A 20,726-nucleotide genomic window follows, 5' to 3' on the forward strand; every position below is an offset into this window, starting at 1 on the left:
CGCCGGCGTTTCATGGCGGATAACCGCAAGCGGTTATTCGCCCTACGCGGCCTCGAAGCCCACCCAACCGCACGCGGTCATGCGTCCCGCGGCCCCGGAGTCGGGCCGTAGGGCGAATAACGCCACCGGCGTTATCCGCCGCTGCGCCGACGTCTCATGGCGGATAACCGCAAGCGGTTATTCGCCCTACGCGGCCTCGGAGCCCATCCAACCGCACGCGGTCATGCGTACCGCGGCCTCGGAGCCGGGTCGTAGGGCGAATGACGCCACCGGCGTTATCCGCCGCTGCGCCGACGTTTCATGGCGGATAACCGCAAGCGGTTATCCGCCCTACGCGGCCTCGAAGCCCACCCAACCGCACGCGGTCATGCGTCCTGCGCGGACTCGGAGTCCGGCCCAGACGATGTTCGGGGTTGGACGCCGTAGCCGAATGCCCGGCGCAATCCGGCGATCGCCTGTTGCCGATCCATGCCGCGCCCGGCCGGTGGATCGGCGCGTTCGCAGAATTCGCGCCAGACGAACAGGGTCAGCTCGGCGCCATCGGTAAGGGGTTCGGCGGTCGGCACGCCGAACTGCTGGAGCGTCCGGTAACGCGTGTCCTCCCAGAACAGTTCCTCGACCCAGTCGTACAGTGGAATCAGGTGGAAATGCACCGGCAGGCCGGGCATGTGGCCGTAGCGGCCGACATAGATGCGTCGCGGCCGCAGCAGCGCGTCCATTTCGCGTTCGACCCTGGCCAGCAGCGGCCCGAATTCGGCGAGGGCCTGTTCCGGCAACTGGTGGAAGGCCGTCGCCGGTTGCCGCGAGCCGAGCATGCAGTAGCCGGGCAGGGCCGAGTCGATCCGCTGGTTCAGCGTCCAGTGGCGGGTCTGGTGGATGATCAGCTCGGGCGGGATATGCATGGACGGCGCTCCGCAGATGGGGCGCCCACTGTAACCCGTCGTCAGGGAAGATCCAGCCCGGTCTTGCGCCGTTTCATTTCGTCGATGCGTTGTCGCAGCGCCAGGCGCTGGGCTTCCGGCTTGGCCAGCCACCAGTCGCGCACCGCCGAGTTGTCGTAGCGCGTCAGCCAGGCGGGGAAGCGCGCCATCTGCGCTTGCGGAAAGTCGTTGGCGCGGCCGCGCAGGTAGTGATCGAAGAAACCCAGCACCAGGGCGTTGGGAGCCTGGATGAGGACTTCCGTCGGTGCCGATCCGAGCAGCCCGTCGCGCAGCGGCCGGCGGATGAACAGCGGATTGTCGGTAAGCCCGGCATGGGCCGAATCGCGCAGTACCAGGCGATGAATGTCCTGGCGTTGGCCGGCGTGCTCGAAGCGTTCGTAGGAAAAGTCGTTGAAGCTTCTCGGGCGGGCCGGCGGTTCGATGCCGAACAGCCGGTAGAAGTTGCCAAGGTCGGCGTGCAGCATCAGCAGCGGTGCCGGGAGATCGCTATCGAAGGGCGCGAAGTCGAAGTCGCCGCCATCGAGGTTGACGGCCGCCGCGCAGCGTCGGTCGACCATGCAGACCGCGCCGGTGGTCGAGCCGCCGAAGGACATGCCCATCTCGCCGGTGTGCGCGAAGTCGCTGGCGGCCACCAGGTCGGCGACCCTGTCCGGGACCTCGCCGGCCTGCAGGCGGTCATGGACGAACAGGCGGTCGGCCAGCCATACCGGCGCGCTGAGGTTGATGGCGCGGTTGGCCGGGGCGGGCAGGTCGAGGGCGGTGTGCAACTGGCCGTCGAGGCGCTGGTCGAGATCGTCGCTGACATAGCCCTGGCGCATGGCCTGCGGCAAGCCGTCGTGGGCGGCCCGGCGCAGGTGTTCGACCAGCCCGGGGTCCATGGGCAGCAGCGTGCCATCGGGCAGGCGGGTCGGCGACGCGTCGCCGCTGTGCTGGATGGCGTAGACCGCGTAGCCGTGGCTGGCCAGTTCTTCCATCAGGGTCCAGTTGCCGCCGGCGAAGGCGCTGTAGCCATGGCTGTAGAACACCACCGGCAGGCGAGCGGAGTCGTCGCGCAGCGGGGCGTCCGGATAGGAATTGGTGCGCAGGTGCTTGAGGTAGGTGAGCAACGGCGGAAAGCCGAGTATTTCACCGAAGCCCCGCGCGGTGCTGCGCGCCTCGCCTGGGTCGAAATAGTGACGCGGCGCGGCGCCGGCGATCGGGCGTGCCGGGTACCAGGCGCGTACCAGCAGGCGCCGCGGCTGCCCGGCCGGGGCGCCGAGCAGGCCGGGCCGGCTGGGGTCATCCAGTTCGAAATCGCGCACGCCGACCGCATAGGGGCCGCTCGGCGCCGGCAGCGGCGCGACCGGGAACAGGTACAGCGCGGCGATTGCCAGCAGCACCAGCAGGCCGTACAGCGAACCGGTCCGGAACGGCAGGCCGCGCTCGGGCTTCCGGCGCAGGCAGGCGCCGAGCAGCAGGGAGAAACCGGCGAAGGCGCCGACGCCGGCTTGCCAGCGGTCGTCCCATGCAGCGTACAGGCTGGCGCCGAGCGCCAGCGTCGAGGCGAGCGCCAGCAGGCCACGGTGGCCGGGCAGGGCGGGTATCCACCAGGCGAGCAGGGCCGCCAGCAGGGTCGCGACCAGCAGCAGGTCGACAGCGGTCATGGTGCTTCGCTCCTCGTTTCCACGGGGCGCGTCGGTTGGCTCGGCCAGAACGCCGCCAGCGCCAGCAGCAGACCGACCAGCGCGTAGGGGGCGCGGCTGTCCAATTGGTGGAGCAGCGTGCCGAGCAGCGGCCCGCTGATCAGGCCGAAGCCATGTACGGCCACCAGGGTGCCGGCGGCGGCACCCTGTTCCTCGGCGCGCACGGCATTGGCGTTGAGCGCCGAGACTGCCGGGAATACCCAACCCATGCCCGCCGCGGCGACGAAGAAGGCCAGCCAGAGCAGCGGCGGCGAGTCGGCGAAGCACACGGCGGCGAAGCCGATGGCGGCGACCAGCCCGCCGACCCGGATCAGTCGCGGCGGTGGCCAGTCCAGGCGGCGCACCAGGAGCTGGGCCAGGATCAGCGCGACGCCCACTGCGGTCAGGGCGATGCCGGCCACCCGCGCGGCGTCGGCGGAATCCAGGCGCAGCCGGTCGAGGGCGAAGAAGCCCACGGTGATCTGCGCCACGGTGACGCTGAACATCGCCACGAAGCCCACCGCCAGCGGCCGCCGCAGGCGGCGGTCGCCGATCGCCAGGGCGGCGCCGCGGTTCGGCTGGCGACGCTCCTCGCGCGGCAGCCAGCGCCAGAGCGCCAGCAGGGCGACCAGGGGCAGCGCGCCGGTGACCAGCAACGGCAGGACCAGCCCGTGAGTCGCCAGGAGTCCGGCCAGCCCCGGCCCGATCACCATGCCTATCGCGCTGGCCGCGCCGAGTCCGGCCAGCGCCGCGGCGCGTCGTTGCGCCTCGACGTGATCGGCCACCAGTGCCGCCGTGCAGGCCGGCACCGCGGCGTAGAAACCGCCGGCGAGGCCGCGCAGGAGAACGATACCGGCGAAGGCGAACAGGGTCGGCAACGTCCAGTGCAGGGCGAGCACGATGAACAGGCAGAGCGAGCCGTAGGAGAGGGCGAAGCCGGCCAGCCCGCCGAGCAGTATCCGCCGTCGCCCATGCCGGTCGCTGGCGATGCCCCAGGGCCGCGCCGCGAGCATCCAGGCGATGCCGCCGACGGTCACCGCGGCGCCGGCCTGCCAGGGCGCCAGGCCGAGCTTGCGGGCGAGCGGGCCGACCAGGGCGACGAAGGACATCACCGCGAGGGTGCAGACGAAGGTCTCGAACATCAGCGGACGCAGGTCCAGGGTGTTGGCGGAGGGCGGCGGGGTGGTCACCTCAGGGGTTCCTTCGGGTTCGCGGCAGGCGCAGCCAGACCCAGCCGACCAGCACCAGCGGAGTGCCCAGGGCGAGCCAGGAGAGCAGGTCGTAGAGGCCGTCGCCGAGCAGCGCCGAGAGCAGCCCGAAGAGGCCGAGCAGGGCCAGTAGCAGGGGCCAGCGGAAGATCATCCAGAGACCGCGCCTCATGCCTTGCCCTCCGTCGCCAGGCTGCCGTCCGGCAGTTCCGCCAGGCGCTTCTCCAATGGCGTCTTGCGTCGGCCGAGCCAGAGGTAGAGACCGCTGGCGAGGATGACGATGCTGACGAGGTCGAGCAGCGCCCAGACGATCTTCAGCGGCATGCCGCCGTAGTCGCCGAAGTGCAGCGGCTGCGACAGCAGGAGCGTCTTCACGTACAGCGGCATCTCGCGCATGTCGGTGAGTTCGCCGCTCTGCGCGTCGATCAGTGCCGGCTTCAGCAGGCGCTCGGTGAGCGGCGTGTTGCCGCGCATGAACACCGCATAGTGATGCTGGCTGCTGAACTGGGTGCCGGGGAAGCCGACGAAGCTGACCTCCATGTCCGGCGCCGCCCGGCGTGCCGTGGCCAGGGCCGCGTCGAGCGAGCCGAGGCTCTGTAGCGGCGGCGCGTCCTTGTAGGGCGCGGTCATTTCCGCCAACTGCCCGCCTTGCCAGAGCATCAGGATTGGCAGGGCCAGGGTGTTGATCACTCCGGTCACGCCGACCACCAGTACCCAGGACAGGGTGACGATGCCCAGCAGGTTGTGCAGGTCCAGCCACTTCAGGCGACGGCTGCGTTCGGCGCGTACCGTGGCGAAGTCCAGCTTGCGCATGAACGGCGTGTATACCACCACCCCGGACACCAGCGAGGCCACCAGCAGCAGGCCCATCAGGCCGAGGAACAGGTAGCCGGGCAGGCCGAGGAACAGGTCGGTGTGCAGCTTCAGCATCAGGTACATGAAGCCGCCCGGCGGCGGCAGCGCGTCGAAGAATTCCCCGGTGCGCGCGTCGAACGGCTGCATGTGGCCGTTCTCCGGCGGCGGTACCAGGCTCGGCGCGCTGATCACCAGGCCCAGCGGGTCGTCCTTTTCGAATACCAGGAAGCGCACCACTTCGCCCGGCCGGGCGGCCAGGGCGCGGGCGATCACGTCGTCGTAGTCGATGCGCGGCGACTCGGCGGTGAGCGGCTCGAGCTGCGGATGCGGCTCGAAGTAGTGCTCGATCTCCTCGTGGAAGATCAGCGGCAACCCGGTGAGGCAAAGCATCAGCAGGAAGATCGTGGAGATCAGGCTGGTCCATTCGTGCACCAGGTACCAGGTGCGCAGGGTTTTCGCGGTCATTGGCTGGTCATCGGCGGTTTCTGGTTATGGTGGGGCGGACTCAGAAGTCCGCCGTGAGGGAAAGGGAAAGGGTGCGCGGCGAGCTGATCGACAGGTAGCCGTTGGCTGCGGTCCAGTAGTCCTTGCCCAGTGCGTTCTCCAGGTTGGCGCGCGCCACCAGCGGCTTGCCGGCGACCTGGAAGGCGTAGGCGGCGCCGAGGTCGACGCGGTTCCAGTGCGGCACGGCGAGGGCGTTGGCGCTGTCCACATAGGCCGAGCCGGTGTAGATCCAGCGGCTGTCGAGGGTCAGTCCGTCGACGAACGGGGTGTCCCAGCTGACCCCCAGGTTGGCCTGGCGGCGGGCCACGCCGGGCGCGTCCTTGCCTTCGCTGGCAGGGTCGCCGGTCTTGTTCTGCTCGGGCTTGATGTAGGTGGCGCCGGCCATCACCCGTACGCCGTCCAGCGGTTCGCCATAGAGGCTCAGCTCCACGCCGCGGTTGCGTTGCTCGCCGTCGGCGCGGAAGACGTTGCTGGCGTCGGTATAGGCGTTCGGTTTCCTGATCTCGAACAGCGCCAGGGTGGTGGTGAAGCCGCCCAGGTCGTACTTGGCGCCGATCTCGTATTGCTCGGCCTTGTACGGTGCCAGCACCTGGCCGGCGTTGGCCGCGGTCATCGGCGCCGCCTCGCCCTGGCTGAGGCCCTGGATGTAGTTGGCGTACAGCGACAGGTCCAGCAGCGGCTTGACCAGCACGCTGGCCATCGGCGTCCACACGTGCCGCTTGTCGTGGCTGGTGCGCGCGCCGCTGGTCTGGTCGTAGTTGCGCGACTCGATCTGCTGGCGGCGCACGCCCAGGGTGACCTGCACGCGATCCTCGAGGAACGACAGCCTGTCGGCCAGCGCCACGCCGCCGAGGTCGGTTTCATTGGTCTTCGGAATGCTCCCGTCGAGGCTGGAGAAGTCCGGCAGCGGCGTATGCGGCGAGGTCTGGTAGAGGTTGCCCGGCTGCATCCCGGTGAAGGCATAGACCATGCCCAGCCGTTCGTGCAGGCGGTTGACGCTGAGCGTCCAGTCGTGGCGGAGCGGGCCGGTGTCGAAGTTGCCGCGCAGGCCGACCTCGGCGGAATAGGTGCGGCGGTCGCCGCGCTGGCGTGCCAGGCTGTTGACGATATCGCCCTGGTTGCCGACGAGGATGCTGTTGGCGGCGATGGTTTCGTAGTTGCTCTGGCGGCCGCCGATGCTGGCGAACGCCGTCAGGTTGTCGGCGAGGTCGTACTCGCCGCGGTTGACCATGGAGTAATCCTCCTGGTCCAGGTAGGAATCGCGCAGGCCGAAGCGTGTCTTCGAGTCCGGGGCGTGGGGGATGTGGGTGGTTCCCGGGCCGGTCAGCAGCGGGCGCACCACGCCTTCCAGGCTTTCCTTCTGGTACAGCAGGTCGCTGGACAGGCGCAGGCGCTCGCCACGGAAGTCCAGGCCCAGGGAGAGCATGGGAAACTCGCGGCTCTGATGGTCGACGGCGGTATCGCCGTTGCGGTAGACGCCGTTGAAGCGCACGCCGAAGGCGTTGTTCTCGCCGAAGCGCCGGCCGATGTCGAGGTGAGTGCCGAGCTGGCCGCGCTGGGTCCAGTCGACGCTGACGCGGGTCAGCGGCTGGTCGTCGGCGCGCTTGGGCACCAGGTTGATGGTGCCGCCGACGCTGCCGCCGGGGGAAATCCCGCCGAGCAGGGCGTTCGGTCCCTTGAGCACTTCCACGCGCTCGGCGAATTCGATCGGTACCCGCCAGAACGGCAGCAGGCCATAGAGGCCGTTGAAGGCGACGTCGGCGTTCTGCACGCTGAAGCCGCGAATCGTGTAGCTGTCCACCAGGTCGCCGCGCCCGCCGACCACCCGCACCGACGGATCGTTGGCCTGTAGCAGGTCGGCGACGCTGCGCGCCTGCTGCTGCTCGATGGTCCTGGCGGTGTAGCTGGTGATGCTGAATGGCGCATCCATCACGTCGGCGTTGCCCAGCATGCCCAGGCGCGCGCCACGGGCCACCTGGCCGCCGGCGTACTCGGCGGGCAGGGTCTCGGCACCGGCGGCCTGGGCGGTGATCAGCGAGGATTGCAGTTCCAGCGCGCCATCGGTGGCTGCCGGCACCAGGGTGTAGCTGCCATCGCTGCGCTGCTGCAACTCCAGGCCGCTGCCCAGCAGCAGGCGGTGCAGCGCCTCGACCGGCGCGTAGCGGCCGCGCAGGGCGGCGCTGCGGCGACCCTCGGTGAGCGCCGGGTCGAACGCCAGGGATACCCCGTTGTCGCTGGCGAAGGCCGACAGGGTGCGACCGAGCGGGCCGGGGGCGATGTCATAGCTGCGCGCCGAGCTGGCGGCGGGCGCCTCGGCGGCAAGCAGGGCGGGGGCCGCGCCGGCGAGGGCGAGGGTCATGGCGGCGGCGTGGATGGCCAGGGACAGCGAACGGGGACGAAGCGTGCGTACGGGCATGTACAGGGTTCCTCGTGGTCTCTGCGGACCTTGGGTCGGGGCGGATTCCTCTACTTGCCAGCCGAGAAGGAAAAAGGTCTCAGGTCGAGGCGGTTATTTTTCTGCGGAGCACGGTATGTCGATGGCAACGCCTGTTCCGGCGCAACGGCGGACGGCCTGCCGGGGTGGACGCGAGGGGGCGGTTGCCACGGGGATGGCGGCCGCGCCGTCACGCCGGCACCAGGCTGATCCAGTAGTCGGTCACCCCGCGCACCTTCAGCGGATAGGTGGCCTGCAGCATGCCCAGCGTGCGCCGCAGGTCCAGCAGCGGATAGGCGCCCGACACCGCCAGCCTGGCCAGTTGCGGGTCGCAGCGCAGTACGCCGCGACGGTAGCGGGCGAGTTCGGCGAGCACCTCGGCCAGCGGCATCCGGTCGGCCATCAGCATGCCGCGGGTCCAGGCGTCCGGCAGGCCGTCGAAGGCCAGCCGGCGCGCTTCGCCGTCGGCGCCCAGGCGCACCGATTCGCCGCTTTCCAGCCAGCGCCCGCGTCCGTGGAGCGGGCTCAGTTCGACCCGCCCGGCGAGTACCGCGACCCGGGTCGCGGCCATCTCCTGGCGTACGTTGAAGCGGGCGGCACCGGCATGCAGCCGCGCTTCGGCGGTGGCGACGCGGAACGGACGCGGGTCGGCGCGGCTATCGACGAAGATCTCGCCGCGCAGCAGGCGTACCAGCCGCTGGCTGGCGTCGTAGGCCAGGTCCACGGCGCTGTCGGTGTTCAGGGTCAGCAGGCTGCCGTCGGGCAGGGTCAGGCGGCGCTGTTCGCCGACGCCGGTGCGCTGGTCGGCCAGCCAGTCGCGCAACGGTTCGGCCTGCCAGGTGGCGAGCCCCAGCGAGGCGCCGCCGAGGACCAGGGCGAGGTGCTTGATCGCGCGCCGCCGGTCCAGCCCGTGCTCGCGGCCGAGGGTCGGCAGGGCCAGCGCCGGCGGCAGTCGGCCGAGGCATTGCAGCAGGCGCTCGGCGCGCTCCCAGGCATGGGCGTGCTGCGGGCTGCGCTGCCGCCACTGGGCGCAGGCCTGGCGCGTGTCGTCGGTGCAGCCGCTGTCCTGCAGGCGCACCAGCCACTCGGCGGCCTCGTCGAGGATCGGCGAGGGAATCCGGCCTTCGTCCGCGGCGTTCATTCCATCAGCTCCAGGCACTGGCGGAAGGCCTGCTGCATGTAGCGCTTGACCGAACCCAGGGACACGCCCAGGCGCTCGGCGATGGCTTCGTACTTCAGGCCTTCGATCTGCGCCAGGAGAAACGCCTGGCGGACCCTGTCCGGCAGGCTGCCGAGCAGGGCGTCTACTTCATGCAGGGTTTCCAGCACCATCAACCGCTGTTCCGGCGGCGGCGCGAGGTCTTCCGGGAGGTTGGCCAGGGCATCGAGGTAGGCGCGCTCCAGCGACTGGCGCTGGAACCAGTTGATCATCAGCCCCTTGGCGACGGTGGTCAGGTAGGCGCGCGGTTCGCGCGCATCCAGTACCCGGCGCGAGGCGAGCAGGCGGGCGAAGGTGTCCTGGGCCAGGTCGGCGGCGTTTTCCGCGCAGCCCAGGCGTCGCCGCAACCAGCCTTGCAGCCAGCCATGGTGGTCCTGGTAGAGATGGCTCACAGCGTCGTGCAGGGAGGCGTCGGCCGGCGGCATGGAGGGGATCGCTGTTGTAATTGAGAATGAGTCTCATACTACTTACAGCGAGGGCATGCCTACAAGTCCCCCGGATCGGCGGCGCAGCGCCTCAAGCGTTTTCCAGGCCGTACTGGAAGAAAGCCATGTCGGCCAGGCGCCCGGTGGGGTAGAGGAGCCCCTTGCGGGCGGTCTCCAGGCGCGGGAACGACAGCCTTTCTTCGCCGATCAGGCGGTGCAGCGCGGTGAGGGTCCCGCCGTTGACGCTCGTCAGGCCCCGGCGTGGATACAGCGCGCGACAGGCGGCCACGTAGTGGCGGTCGAGGGCGGGAAACTCGCCCCAGACGCCGAGCAGGATCTTGCTCTTCAGGGTGTCGGTCCAGCTCACCCGGCTGCTGAGGGCGTCCATCGACCCGAGTACCGTTTCCAGCAGCTTGCGGTTGTGCGCCAGGCGCGCGCCGTTGCCGGCGAAATCCACCAGGGACAGCTCGAAGAGTTCCGGTCCGGCACCGCTGAAGAGCTGCCGGGCCAGCGCTTTCATCAGGTCCAGGTTGCTGTTCTGCAGCAGTCCCGAGGAGCCACGGAACATGCCCCAGTTGGCCAGGTAGAAACCCAGGTGCAGGGCGGTGGTGTCGAGCTGTTCGGGGGCGGTCAGGTCGTCCCAGCTGCGACTGGGGTCCCAGACATACTCCCAGAGGTACTCCCAGGCCCTCAGGCGCGGGTATTCGTTGCCCGGGGCGGGCGCCAGGCTGGCGTAGTAGCGGTGGACATAGCGGGCGGCATCGAAAGCCATGCGTTCGTTCCCTGGCGGCTTGGAAAGACGGCATGGTAGAACGCGTGATGTCAAAAGGCCATATCGCTGTTCGCAGGGGACGCCGTAGCGCCCCCGCGGAGCGGCCTCAGGTGTTATTGCAGCCCTTGGCGATGGAGTCCTCGTTGGAGGTGTACGGCCGCGAGGGTTCCAGGTTCCACTCGGGCTTGTTGCGGGCGACGTTGAAGTGGCAGACCAGTTGTCGGCGCATGCTGCCGATATTGCTGTCGCGGTTGTCCGGGTTGTCCTTCCATTCGCTGTCCAGGTAGTGGTCGACCACCAGCTCGTTGAAGAAATTGTTGGTCTGGTTGTCCTGGATCTTGCGCCCGCAATCGGTCGGTACCACTTCCAGGGTCATGATCTTCTTCCTGAAGCCCGGATCGTCGCGCTCCACCCAGGTGGCGCTTTCCACATAGCGCTCGCAGGCATTCTTCTCGCTGGTCGGGTAGATCGCCTGCTTACGCCCGTCGTAGGCGAACTGCGCGTCCTGCTGGCGGGTCTGCGGCAGTCGCATGTTGATGATCGGGAGGAATGCCTGGACCGACTGGTACCACTGGATCTGGTTGAGCCGAGCGCCCTCCAGGCCGGCGTCCTCGGTGTAGAACGCGGCGAGGATCGACGGCGACTTCGGCGGGTTTTCCTCCCACTTGGCCAGGCGCAGTTCGTTCTGGGTGGTGAAGGATTCGTCGGCGATCTGCGCCATCGCCCGGATGCTCTGGTAGAAGGCCGGGCCGGCGGCGGTATTGCGCTCGTCGCGGACGTCGAAGGAGCACTGCCGCGAATGGTCGCCGCGGTTCTGCCGGTAGTTCGCCGCCCACTGCTCGGCGGTGCTGACGTTGATGTCCTGGCAGGACTTCTCGACGCTGTTCGGCGTGCGCCGCGAATCGGTGCAACCCTGCTGGGCGCGGTCGTCGGTGGCGGCGTCGATGGGGAAGGAACAGAGCACCGCATAGTCCTGGTGGTCCTTCGGATTACCGAAGATGGTGTCGAAGATGAAGCCACTCTTCAGGCCATAGGCGAGCTTGCGGTACTTGGCGTCCTTGCGCAGGTAGGAGGCGGAGACGCCGCCGCTTTTCTGGCTCTTCGGACTGATGCTGTAGAACATGTAGTCGGTCGAAGGCCAGGTGGCGCGGAACAGCACGCCGGAACAGAGGAATGCCGGCTTCGACGGTCCGCCGCAATCCTGGCGGGTGTCGTTGTACAACTGGTTGAGCCGGGCGACCACGTCGTTGCCCCGGTCGGCCTGGGCCGCGGGTGTCAGCGCCAGGCCGGCGGCGGCGAGAAGGTAGAGAAAGATGGATCTGCTTCCGTTCATGGGATGGACTCCACGCAGGTTCGAAGGAGCGGGCCGGGGGCGGCCCGGTTGGTCCCGATGGGGACGAGCGCGACGGGCGGATCGCGGGGGATGAAGCGCTTGCGACGGCATGGCCGTCGGCGTTGGGACGTCAGCGGGACGTGGTGGCGCCAGTCTGCAACCGGGCGCTGCCGGGAATGCCGGGCGACCCCGGCGGGCGCTGGGCGGCGGGGGCCTGCCGAGCGTGTGGGGGAAGTCGCTCGAGGGAGGCGGTGAAGACCGCCGGCGGAGATACGAACAGGGTGGGTAGCGGGGCGGATACAGCGTGGATTCCGTTACGCATCGCAGGCCTCCTTTGCGCCGCGCCGATGGGCTTCCGTCTTACCGTTCGAGCCTAGAAGCGCGGGCCGCGCCGCTCCAGCGGCGGGGTGGCTAGCTAGCAAGGGGGATTAATGCATTCGCAACGGCGCTCGCTGCGATGCACCGTGGTCCGGCATCCACAGGCCACGCCGCTGCCAGGCAACTGTTCCTGGCCGCGCCTGTTGGCGGCGGCGTCGCCCTGCAAGCGCCAGGTATCGGGCTCCGCCGTCAGTCCATGTCGCCGCCATGGTGCGCGGACTGCTCCAGGAGGCTGCTCTTCGCCGTCCTGCCCCTCGCTTCCGGCGACAGCCGGGTTGCCTGCAAGGCGAACCAGAGGGTCGCCACATCGGCGGTGCTGTCCAGCGAGCGACCGCTGATTTCCTCGATGCGGCGTATCCGGTAGACCAGGCTCTGCTTGTGTATGTGTAGCCGCTGCGCGGCGTTCAACCAGGACCTGTTTTCCTCGAGAAAGACCTGCAGCGTGTGTAGCAGTGCGGAGCCATTGGCCGCGTCATAGTCGTGGAGGGCGCCGAGGACCAGGCGGAACGCCCGCTCGGCCTCGGCGAGGCTTCTGGGTAGCCAGGGCGCCTCGTCGTCCAGTTCCGCGTAGCGACACAACGGTCGCCGGGAATGGCTGTGGGCCAGGGCCAGGCGCGCTTCGCGCAAGGCCTCGGCGCAACGTTCGGCACGACGGAGCGGAGCGCTCACGCCCAGCGAGCTGTCCAGGGCTTCCTGCAGTGTCGAGGCGAGGCCGGCCTGGTGCAGCAGAATGATTTCCTGGCCTTGCGCGCGAACCAGCAGGCGTGAGTCGTGGCCCCGGAAAAGACCGATAGGGTCGGTCGCGAGCCCCTCGGAACTTGCCACGGAAACGACTGCATCGTCGAGATCGAGCCCGGGCAGCAGTTCCTCCAGCCGCTCCTCGGCTTGTTCCCGGTATAGCCGTCGTTGCAGCAGGTCGTCGAGCAATTCCGAACCCAGGCGCAGGTGGCGTTCGCTTTCGACGCGCAGCCGTTCGATCTCTATGCCGAGCACTGCCGTCAGGTGGTGCAGGAGACTGTAGTCCGGCAGCCGCTCGCCCAGGGCTATCAGCAGGCAGTTCCGGTCGGAGGGAATGCCGATGCTGAGCGCTTCGCCTTCCGCGAGCGGATGGCGAAGGACCATCGGCTGCGGCTCCGCCTGCTCGCGACGGCGGTTGCGCAGCGCGTCGGCCAACTCCACGGGCAGCCCTGGCAGGCCTGGCTGCCAGGCCGCCAGGGTGTCGGGAACAATGAGGTAGAGGCTGCTCCGCACGTCCTTGCCGAGGCGTTGCAGCAGCGCCGGCAGGCCCAGTCCCTGCATGCTCAACCGGGCGCTTTCGTATATCCGGGCCAGGGCGTTGCGGCGCTCGTATTCGTCTTTCTGCCCCGCATCGACGATGGCCCGGGTCACGGCGGCGAAAGGGACGCCGTAGTGGGTGAGAATCAACGGGAAGCCCAGGGCCTCGGCCGTCTCGCGCAGGGCATCGAGGTCGCTCGGGGCCTCCATGTTCTCGCCGATCATCATGCCTGCCAGGCCGGCCTCGGCCAGTCTTCGGACGTAACGCCGTTGCCGCTCGGCCTCGCTCGGTATGCCCAGCCCGGTGGTCATCAGCAGGTCACCCTCGCCGAGCCATTCGGTGGGGTCGTCGAGTTCGCAGACATGCGCCCAGCGAACCGGGCGGTCGAGGCCGCCGGCTCCGCTCAGCAGGCGTGAACGGAGTTCGGGGAGGGCGATCAGGTGGCGGATGCTCTGCGGCATGTCCAGGAAACTCCAGGCATGGGCCTTCAGTGTAATCGCCCCGGGCGCAGGCAGCGCGCCCTGTCACCAACTGGCGGGCAGCATCCCCAGTGCCGAGGCGATCGCATAGACCCCGCTGGAGGCGAACACCAGGACGATCAGCCCCTGTATCAGCGGATGGGCATACCAGCCGCAGCTGAATGCCGGCAGTTGGTCGCCGTGGCGCCGCGCCGCGTTGAGCAGGAGGATGGGGATGATGCCCATCAGTACGCCGCCGAAGGTACCGGCGAAGTACAGCGCGTTCACGAAGCCGCCGAGCCCCGCATAGGCCAGCAGGAACGGCGGGACCGAGACCGCGGCGAGCACCGCCAGGCGTTTGCGCCGGTTGGTTTCGCTGCCCAGGCGGAAGTGGTCGAAGATATTGGTGAACAGGCACCCGCCGAGTCCCCAGTAGGAGGTCAGCATCGCCAGCAAGGCGAAGGTGTTCGCCACGTAGTAGGCCCATTGGCCGAGGGAGCGTCCCCAGCTCAAGGTCGCCACCTCGCTGAGGTTGTCGGGGCCGACCAGGGCGATGACCGAGGCAGGAATGGCCGCCACCAGCAGGAAGGTCAGCAGCATGCCGACCACGATCAGGCGCGGCACGCGCCCGGGGGTTGCCAGGTTGCCGCGCACCAGCTCCGGAACCAGGAACTGCGCGCCGAACACGAAGACCGCCAGGTTGAACACTGGAACCACGTATTGCCACTGGCTCTGCCAAAGGTGGGCGAGACGGGCGTCGTCGTGCATCAGGGTAGCGCCGATGAGGATGCAGACGATGGCCACCATGCCGGCGCTGATCAGCTTCTCGCCCACGCCGAGCGCCTTCAGGCCCAGGTAGAGCACCAGCGCCGAGGGGACGAAGAAGATCAGGCTGCCGACCTGGCGCGTGAGGCCGTACTGGCCGAAGAACTCGAGCATGATGTTGCCGCTGCCGGTCATGTAGGCGACCAGGGCCCCGTAGCTGTTGGCCGCCACCGCGATGAAGATCAGCCAGCCGCCGAGCGGGCCCAGGTAACGCCGGGAGAGGCCGCTGAGCTGGTTGTTGCCGCGGGTTCTCAGGCAGGCTTCGGTCACGTAGAGCATGGTGACGATGCAGAAGAGGCAGGTCAGGGCCAGGCATACCAGCAACGGCACGTAGCCGACCTTGCGGGCGGCGTAGGCCATGCTCAGCACGCCGGCGCCGATGTTGGTGCCGATGATGATCGCGATCGTCTCGAGCGAGCCCAGGGGATGGGCCTTGAGGCCCGATGCGTTGTCGTTCGCTTCTCGCATACCCATTTCTTGTTTCCTCTGTCAGGGCGGTGGAGTTCGGTTCTTCGGGGTCAGTCGAAGATCAGGTAGGTCTTGCGCACGGTCTGGCGGATGTCCCAGGTGCCCTGGGTGGCAGCGGCGAAATAGAGCGCGTCGCCGGCGCGAAACTCCACGGCCTGGCCTTCGTCCGGGGTGAAGCGACCTTCACCGCTGACGATGTAGCTGTACTCGGCCTGCTCGACCTGTCGGCGGAAGCGCCCCGGGGTGCATTCCCAGATGCCGGTCACGCCGTTGCCGTCGGCGAGCGGGCGGTGGGCCGCGGTACGGGTCAGGGCTACCGGTTCGCCCAGCGGCTGGCCGACGGGCGTGGGCGAGGTGAAAGGACTTTCGTCGTCGAGACGGATGAGCGAAGGGTTCATGCCATGGGCTCCTCAGGATTTGTCTTCAAGGCCGGCGGGGGCGAAGCGCGCGAGAAAGCGGTCGGTGGCCGAGGGCGCGGTACCGGCGAGTTCCGCGCGTTCCTTGCGCAGGACGGCGTTGCGCACCAGGGAGCCACCCAGGTAGCGCAGCGGCTCGGGGGGGAAGCTCCGGCAGCGGCGTTCTACCAGCGGACAACGGCTCCACGGGTCGTCGCGGCCGAGGGCGAGGCTGGCGAGGATCCGCCCGCCCAGGCGGCTCGGTCCCACGCCGTTGCCGCTCCAGCCGATGCCGTAGTGGATGTTCTCGTGCAGGTGGCCGAAGACCGGCAGGCTGTCGTAGGTACGGTCGATGGGGCCGGACCAGCCGTCGACCAGCGGGATGTCGCCTAGCGAGGGATAGGTGCGGCGGAAGTCGGCCTCGGTCAGGGCCAGGCTCTCCCGGTCGACGTCGAATACCCGGTCGATGCGCGAACCGTAGCTGATGGCGCCGGTGCCCTTGCCGAAGGCGATGCGCCCGTCGCGGGTGGTGCGGTAGTAGTCCACCATCAGTTGGGAATCGGTGATGGCTTCCCCGCCGGTCCAGCCGATTCGCTCCAGCCGTTGCGGTATCGCCTCGGTAACCGCGATGGAACTGTTCACCGGCACGATCAGCCTGGAGAGCCTGGGCAGGGCGGCCGACCAGGCGTTGGTCGCGAGAACCACCGCCTTGGCCTGAACCCGGGCCCCGGCGCTCAGCAGCTGTGCCGGCTGGCCGGGAACGATCTGGCTGACGCCACAACGCTCGTGGATTTCCACGCCGAGGGCCAGCGCCACGCGGCGCATGCCTTGCACCAGCAAGGCTGGTTGCACGGTGGCATTGCTGCGCTCGAAGACCCCGGCGAGATGCACCGGCGAACCGGTCCGGCGTGCCACTTCGCTGGCGTCGAGGCGTTCGAAGGGACTGACGCCGAGCCGTTCGCAGGCGGCGAGGGTATCGTTCCAGGCGTCGAGGTGGTGCGCCGTGGTGGCGGTCCACAGCCAGCCCTTCTGCTGGAAGTGCGCATCGATGTCATGCCGCGCGCAGAACTCCCCGAGTTCCTGGATCGCCCGCTCCGCGCTTTCGCCAAGGAAGCGCGCCTGCGCCTCGCTGCAGAAGCCCAGCAAGGTGCCGATCTTCGGCCACCAGGACATCACGAAACCACCGTTCCTGCCGGAAGCGCCGCCGCCGCAGACGTCCTGCTCCAGCAGCAGGACCCGTGCGTCCGGCTCCAGTTGCTTGAGGGTGATGGCGGTCCAGAGCCCGACGAAACCGCCGCCGACTATCGCCACGTCCGCCGAGTGGGTGCCGACGAGGGGGGCGCTGGCGGCGTCGGCCAGGTCGGTCGAGCGCATCCAGTGGCTGGGGGTCAGGGGAGGGGTGAGCGTGAGTTTCATGGCGCGGGTCCGGGGTCGCTGAATCTGGAGCAAGGGTGGCGAGCGGCGCCGTCCGCGACAATTGGACGCAACTAGGAATCGAGGAGGTGCTCTCGTACGATCGTATGAGTCTTGTGAAGGACAGGCCTGGTCGGGACTGCCCGCCCTGTCCGAGCGAGCTGGCAGGCCCGAGCGGCGCCGCTGAACCGGAGGCTCAGGCGTCGCGCAGTTCGAAGGCGGGAAACAGCTCTTCCAGTTCTCGCCATAGCTGCGCAGCGCCCTGCGGCGCGGGCTTCGCGAGAAGCTGCGGATCGAGCTGGCGGGCCGGGCGCGCCAGTTGTACGGCGAAGCGCTCCACGCCCATCTCGCGCAGGCGCGTCGCCAGGCGCCAGAGGCGTTCGCTATCGAACAAGCGCCAGTGCACCGTGGTCCGGCATTCGTAGGCCACGCCGCTGTCCAGCAGGCATTCCAGGCTGCGCCAGTTGGCCGCGCCGCTGCCGTCCACGCCGGTAATGGCGGCGACGTCCTCGGCCGGCGCCTTGACGTCGAAGCCCACCCAGTCGCTCTGCGCCAGCACCCGGGCGAAGGCGCGGGGGTTGATGCCGGCGCTGTGCAGGCCGACGCGGAAGCCCAGTTCGCGGACCGTGCGCATGGCGTCGCCGAGGGCCGCCTGCAGGGTCGCCTCGCCGCCGCTGAAGACCACCGCCTGCAACAGGCCCTGGCGTCGGCGGAGGAAGTCGAGCAGGCGTGACCAGGGGATTTCCTCCGCGCCGCGCGGCGCGATCAGTTCCGGGTTGTGGCAGTAGCGGCAGCGCCAGGCGCAGCCCTGGCAGAACAGCACGCAGGCGAGCAGGCCGGGGTAGTCGAGGGTGGTCAGGGGCACCAGGCCCCCGACCCTGAGCGTGGCGCTCATCGCGTCTCGCGGAAATGGCGGCGTTCGCGATGCTCGGACTGCTTGCCGGCATTGAACGCTGCCACGGGACGGTGGTAGCCCATCACGCGGGTCCAGACTTCGCAGCGCTGGCGCTGGCCTTCGGGCAACTGGTTGGGGTTCATCGGTGGTACTCCTTGCTGGTGGATGAAAGGAACGACAGGCGACTCAACCGCCGCAGCCGCCGCAACAGCTCTTGGGCGTGGAGCGTTGCAGCAGCTCCTCGTCGCACTTCGGGCAGAACTCGTGCTCGCCGGCCAGGTAGCCGTGCCGCGGGCAGATCGAGAAGGTGGGGGTGACGGTCAGGTACGGCAGGCGGAAGCGACCGAGGGCGGTGCGCACCAGGGTCTTGCAGGCTTCGGCGGAGGAAATCCGCTCGGCCATGTAGAGATGCAGCACGGTGCCGCCGGTGTACTTGCATTGCAGGGCGTCCTGCAGCTCCAGCGCCTCGAACGGGTCGTCGGTGAAGCCCACCGGCAGTTGCGAGGAGTTGGTGTAGTAGGGCGCCTCCGGCGTGCCGGCCTGGAGGATGCGCGGATAGCGCTTGCGGTCCTCGCGGGCGAAGCGATAGGTGGTGCCCTCGGCGGGCGTGGCTTCCAGGTTGTAGAGGTGCCCGCTGTCCTCCTGGAAACCCACCAGCCGCGCGCGCACGTGATCGAGCAGGGCCAGGGCCATCTCGCGCCCGGCTTCGCTGTGCAGTCCCTCGCGGTCGTCGCTGAAGTTGCGCACCATCTCGTGCAGGCCGTTCACGCCGATGGTGGAGAAATGGTTGCGCAGGGTGCCCAGGTAGCGTCGGGTGTAGGGATAGAGGCCGGCATCCATGTGCTGCTGGATCACCTTGCGCTTCAGCTCCAGGCTGGCGAAGGCGAGTTCGAGCAGGTGGTCGAGCTGGCGGTAGAGGCCGGCGGCGTCGCCACGGTGGCGATAGCCCAGGCGCGCGCAGTTGATCGTCACCACGCCCAGCGAGCCGGTCTGCTCCGCCGAGCCGAACAGGCCGTTGCCACGCTTGAGCAGTTCGCGCACGTCCAGTTGCAGGCGGCAGCACATCGAGCGCACCTGGTTGGGCTGCATGTCCGAGTTGAGGAAGTTCTGGAAGTAGGGCAGGCCGTAGCGCGCGGTCATCTCGAACAGGCGCGTGGCGTTGTCGCTGTCCCAGGGGAAGTCGTGGGTGATGTTGTAGGTCGGGATCGGGAAGGTGAATACCCGGCCGTGGGCATCGCCGGCCTGCATCACCTCGATGTAGGCGCGGTTGATCAGGTCCATCTCGGCCTGCAGCTCGCCGTAGGCGAAGGGCATCTCCTCGCCGCCGATGCGCGGCACCTGGTCGCGCAGGTCGTCCGGGCAGACCCAGTCGAAGGTCAGGTTGGTGAAGGGCGTCTGGGTGCCCCAGCGCGACGGCACGTTGAGGTTGTAGATGAACTCCTGGAGGGCCTGGCGCACGCTGGCGTAGTCGAGGCGGTCCTTGCGCACGTAGGGCGCCAGGTAGGTATCGAAGGAGCTGAAGGCCTGGGCCCCGGCCCACTCGTTCTGCAGGGTGCCGAGGAAGTTGACCATCTGCCCCAGGGCGCTGCCCAGGTGCTTCGGCGGACCGGCCTCGACCCGCCCCGGCACGCCGTTCAGGCCTTCGTTCAGCAAGGTGCGCAGCGACCAGCCGGCGCAATAGCCGGCGAGCATGTCGAGGTCGTGGATATGCAGGTCGGCGTCGCGGTGGGCGGCGGCGATGTCGGCATCGTAGACCTCATCCAGCCAGTAGTTCGCGGTGACCTTGCCGGATACGTTGAGGATCAGCCCGCCGAGGGAATAGCCCTGGTTGGCGTTGGCGCGCACCCGCCAATCCTCGCGGGACAGGTATTCGTTCATCGACGCGGCGACGTCCACCAGGGTCTTGCGCTCGCGGCGCAGCCGGCCGTGGCGTTCGCGGTAGACCACGTAGGCGCGCGCCGTGGGGTAGTGGCCGGCCTCCATCAGCACCCGTTCGACCAGGTCCTGGACCCGTTCGATATCCAGGCAGGCGCGTTCCGGCAGGCGTTCCACCACGCGTTCGGCGAGCGCCTGCGCCTGCTGCGGGTCGAACTCGCCGGTGGCTTGGCCGGCGGCGGCGATGGCGCGTTCGATCTTGCCGGGATCGAAAGGGACTTCACGTCCGTTGCGCTTGAGCAGGGTGGCCGGCCAGGTAGCCTTCCGGGGCTGGGTCATTTCAACTTCTCCACAACATGATGTGTTTTGATTTTGCAAAACAACAATATGTTGTGGATTCTGGCGAGCGATGCCGAGCCGGCGTTGATCTGCGTCAACGTCCGGCGGATTGGCCGGGTTCCATTGGAGGTATTCCCCGTGCTCGGGTGACGGCGTATCAGGCCTGGGCGAGGCGGGCGAAGACGACGTAGTTGTCCAACTGCTGCCAGACCGTGGCGGCCTCGGCGAAACCCGCCTGGCGCAGGGCGGCGAGATGGAAATCGAGCGAGCAGTCTTCGTCTTCGCTGGCGCGCCTGAGCGGGCGCCGCGCGAAATGGGCGTCGCGCTGCGCCTTCAGCGGGGCCAGCCGGGGGATCTGCGCGGCGCGTTGCCACCAGTCTTCCCAACTGTCCGCGCCGCTGGCCACGGACGCCTGGAGGACCCGCTCGCGGTGCTTCCGGGACAATTCCGCGAGTCCCGGCCAGCGTCGGTCGTAGCGCATGTGGTCGGCGTTCAGCAGCACGCCGCCGGGGGCGAGCAGCTCGCCGGCCTGGGCGTAGAACCCGGCGAGTTCGGCGGGCGACAGCCAGTGCAACGCGGTGGAAGAGAGCAGCGCCGCGGGCCGTTCGCCGGCGAGGGACTCGCGCGCTTCGGCGACCCGTTCGGTCCAGCCTGGATCGGTGAGGTCGCACTCCACCACGCGGACCCGTTCGGCGAAACCGGCCAGCGCCGTACGCGCGATCTCCAGCAGCATGACGTCGGCGTCCAGCGCCACCACCCGCGCCGCCGGGAAGCGTTCGAGCAGGCGCCGGCCGAGGGAGCCCGGGCCGCAGGCGGCGTCGATGGCGGTGAAGCGCCCGTCGCGGCCGAAGAGGTCTTCGAGCAACTGGAACATCGCCTCGTAGCGCTCCTCGCGCTGGCGGATGTAGCCCTCCTGCTGGCGGTCCCAGCGTTCGAGGAGCGCCATGATCTGCTCGGTTGCGGTCATCTTTCCTCCTGGGGGGCATGCCCGGTTGAGAGTGGGGTCCTGTGCTTCGAGGGATACGGCGAGCGAGACGTTCCCTCGCCTCGAT

The 20,726-nt window shown here is 68.8% G+C and carries 18 protein-coding genes; all 18 read right to left on the bottom strand.

Annotated features, from left to right (window positions below):
- Positions 1 to 365: 365 nt before the first annotated feature.
- On the bottom strand, positions 366 to 902 hold the full coding sequence (locus tag JHD77_RS29295; RefSeq protein ID WP_023114306.1) for an HIT family protein: 537 nt from the start codon (positions 900 to 902) through the stop codon (positions 366 to 368).
- Between the two features lie 41 nt (positions 903 to 943).
- On the bottom strand, positions 944 to 2,584 hold the full coding sequence (locus JHD77_RS29300) for an alpha/beta hydrolase family protein (protein ID WP_073658683.1): 1,641 nt from the start codon (positions 2,582 to 2,584) through the stop codon (positions 944 to 946).
- A complete protein-coding gene (locus JHD77_RS29305; protein ID WP_004349335.1) occupies positions 2,581 to 3,792 on the bottom strand; it encodes an MFS transporter in 1,212 nt (403 codons plus the stop codon). The genes JHD77_RS29300 and JHD77_RS29305 overlap by 4 nt, the downstream gene beginning before the upstream one ends.
- Position 3,793: 1 nt before the next feature.
- Positions 3,794 to 3,982 carry a hypothetical protein gene (locus tag JHD77_RS29310; RefSeq protein WP_003088166.1) on the bottom strand — a complete coding sequence of 63 codons (189 nt, stop codon included), beginning with the start codon at positions 3,980 to 3,982 and terminating at the stop codon, positions 3,794 to 3,796.
- Positions 3,979 to 5,130, bottom strand: a complete 1,152-nt coding sequence (locus tag JHD77_RS29315; RefSeq protein WP_191519456.1) for a PepSY-associated TM helix domain-containing protein — start codon at positions 5,128 to 5,130, stop codon at positions 3,979 to 3,981. Before JHD77_RS29315 ends, JHD77_RS29310 begins: the two co-directional genes overlap by 4 nt.
- A 40-nt stretch (positions 5,131 to 5,170) precedes the next feature.
- On the bottom strand, positions 5,171 to 7,585 hold the full coding sequence (locus JHD77_RS29320) for a TonB-dependent receptor (protein WP_031756259.1): 2,415 nt from the start codon (positions 7,583 to 7,585) through the stop codon (positions 5,171 to 5,173).
- A gap of 208 nt (positions 7,586 to 7,793) precedes the next feature.
- Positions 7,794 to 8,744 (bottom strand): FecR domain-containing protein, encoded by a 951-nt coding sequence (locus tag JHD77_RS29325; protein ID WP_031756261.1) that lies wholly within the window; start codon positions 8,742 to 8,744, stop codon positions 7,794 to 7,796.
- Positions 8,741 to 9,247: a sigma-70 family RNA polymerase sigma factor gene (locus JHD77_RS29330; protein ID WP_003088185.1), complete on the bottom strand. Its 507-nt coding sequence runs from the start codon at positions 9,245 to 9,247 to the stop codon at positions 8,741 to 8,743. The genes JHD77_RS29325 and JHD77_RS29330 overlap by 4 nt, the downstream gene beginning before the upstream one ends.
- Before the next feature lie 91 nt (positions 9,248 to 9,338).
- Positions 9,339 to 10,019 (bottom strand): hypothetical protein, encoded by a 681-nt coding sequence (locus JHD77_RS29335; protein WP_003114933.1) that lies wholly within the window; start codon positions 10,017 to 10,019, stop codon positions 9,339 to 9,341.
- Between the two features lie 106 nt (positions 10,020 to 10,125).
- Positions 10,126 to 11,352 carry a DUF2599 domain-containing protein gene (locus JHD77_RS29340; protein ID WP_003161731.1) on the bottom strand — a complete coding sequence of 409 codons (1,227 nt, stop codon included), beginning with the start codon at positions 11,350 to 11,352 and terminating at the stop codon, positions 10,126 to 10,128.
- Positions 11,353 to 11,919: 567 nt separating this feature from the next.
- Positions 11,920 to 13,467, bottom strand: coding sequence for a PucR family transcriptional regulator (locus JHD77_RS29345; protein ID WP_031640646.1), 1,548 nt, complete (start codon positions 13,465 to 13,467; stop codon positions 11,920 to 11,922).
- Between the two features lie 63 nt (positions 13,468 to 13,530).
- Complete coding sequence (locus tag JHD77_RS29350) at positions 13,531 to 14,763, bottom strand: aromatic amino acid transport family protein (RefSeq protein WP_003105845.1); 1,233 nt, start codon at positions 14,761 to 14,763, stop codon at positions 13,531 to 13,533.
- Between the two features lie 44 nt (positions 14,764 to 14,807).
- Complete coding sequence (locus tag JHD77_RS29355) at positions 14,808 to 15,155, bottom strand: cupin domain-containing protein (RefSeq protein ID WP_003088200.1); 348 nt, start codon at positions 15,153 to 15,155, stop codon at positions 14,808 to 14,810.
- 12 nt (positions 15,156 to 15,167) lie between these two features.
- Positions 15,168 to 16,568: an NAD(P)/FAD-dependent oxidoreductase gene (locus tag JHD77_RS29360; protein WP_016253533.1), complete on the bottom strand. Its 1,401-nt coding sequence runs from the start codon at positions 16,566 to 16,568 to the stop codon at positions 15,168 to 15,170.
- A 193-nt stretch (positions 16,569 to 16,761) separates the two neighbouring features.
- A complete protein-coding gene (locus JHD77_RS29365) occupies positions 16,762 to 17,460 on the bottom strand; it encodes an anaerobic ribonucleoside-triphosphate reductase activating protein (protein ID WP_016253532.1) in 699 nt (232 codons plus the stop codon).
- Positions 17,457 to 17,603, bottom strand: coding sequence for an anaerobic ribonucleoside-triphosphate reductase (gene nrdD, locus JHD77_RS29370; protein ID WP_003088212.1), 147 nt, complete (start codon positions 17,601 to 17,603; stop codon positions 17,457 to 17,459). Before nrdD ends, JHD77_RS29365 begins: the two co-directional genes overlap by 4 nt.
- A gap of 43 nt (positions 17,604 to 17,646) precedes the next feature.
- On the bottom strand, positions 17,647 to 19,674 hold the full coding sequence (locus JHD77_RS29375) for a ribonucleoside triphosphate reductase (RefSeq protein ID WP_003111559.1): 2,028 nt from the start codon (positions 19,672 to 19,674) through the stop codon (positions 17,647 to 17,649).
- A 157-nt stretch (positions 19,675 to 19,831) separates the two neighbouring features.
- Positions 19,832 to 20,641, bottom strand: a complete 810-nt coding sequence (locus tag JHD77_RS29380; RefSeq protein ID WP_003088221.1) for a class I SAM-dependent methyltransferase — start codon at positions 20,639 to 20,641, stop codon at positions 19,832 to 19,834.
- Positions 20,642 to 20,726 lie beyond the last annotated feature (85 nt).

Origin of the sequence: Pseudomonas sp. P20, assembly GCF_016463925.1 — a bacterium.
Lineage (GTDB): Bacteria > Pseudomonadota > Gammaproteobacteria > Pseudomonadales > Pseudomonadaceae > Pseudomonas > Pseudomonas aeruginosa.

Coding starts and splice junctions, on each gene's coding strand:
- JHD77_RS29295 (WP_023114306.1), bottom strand. CDS start 902: ATGCATATCCCGCCCGAGCTGATCATCCACCAGACCCGCCACTGGACG.
- JHD77_RS29300 (WP_073658683.1), bottom strand. CDS start 2,584: ATGACCGCTGTCGACCTGCTGCTGGTCGCGACCCTGCTGGCGGCCCTG.
- JHD77_RS29310 (WP_003088166.1), bottom strand. CDS start 3,982: ATGAGGCGCGGTCTCTGGATGATCTTCCGCTGGCCCCTGCTACTGGCC.
- JHD77_RS29315 (WP_191519456.1), bottom strand. CDS start 5,130: ATGACCGCGAAAACCCTGCGCACCTGGTACCTGGTGCACGAATGGACC.
- JHD77_RS29320 (WP_031756259.1), bottom strand. CDS start 7,585: ATGCCCGTACGCACGCTTCGTCCCCGTTCGCTGTCCCTGGCCATCCAC.
- JHD77_RS29325 (WP_031756261.1), bottom strand. CDS start 8,744: ATGAACGCCGCGGACGAAGGCCGGATTCCCTCGCCGATCCTCGACGAG.
- JHD77_RS29330 (WP_003088185.1), bottom strand. CDS start 9,247: ATGCCGCCGGCCGACGCCTCCCTGCACGACGCTGTGAGCCATCTCTAC.
- JHD77_RS29335 (WP_003114933.1), bottom strand. CDS start 10,019: ATGGCTTTCGATGCCGCCCGCTATGTCCACCGCTACTACGCCAGCCTG.
- JHD77_RS29340 (WP_003161731.1), bottom strand. CDS start 11,352: ATGAACGGAAGCAGATCCATCTTTCTCTACCTTCTCGCCGCCGCCGGC.
- JHD77_RS29345 (WP_031640646.1), bottom strand. CDS start 13,467: ATGCCGCAGAGCATCCGCCACCTGATCGCCCTCCCCGAACTCCGTTCA.
- JHD77_RS29350 (WP_003105845.1), bottom strand. CDS start 14,763: ATGGGTATGCGAGAAGCGAACGACAACGCATCGGGCCTCAAGGCCCAT.
- JHD77_RS29355 (WP_003088200.1), bottom strand. CDS start 15,155: ATGAACCCTTCGCTCATCCGTCTCGACGACGAAAGTCCTTTCACCTCG.
- JHD77_RS29360 (WP_016253533.1), bottom strand. CDS start 16,568: ATGAAACTCACGCTCACCCCTCCCCTGACCCCCAGCCACTGGATGCGC.
- JHD77_RS29365 (WP_016253532.1), bottom strand. CDS start 17,460: ATGAGCGCCACGCTCAGGGTCGGGGGCCTGGTGCCCCTGACCACCCTC.
- nrdD (WP_003088212.1), bottom strand. CDS start 17,603: ATGAACCCCAACCAGTTGCCCGAAGGCCAGCGCCAGCGCTGCGAAGTC.
- JHD77_RS29375 (WP_003111559.1), bottom strand. CDS start 19,674: ATGACCCAGCCCCGGAAGGCTACCTGGCCGGCCACCCTGCTCAAGCGC.
- JHD77_RS29380 (WP_003088221.1), bottom strand. CDS start 20,641: ATGACCGCAACCGAGCAGATCATGGCGCTCCTCGAACGCTGGGACCGC.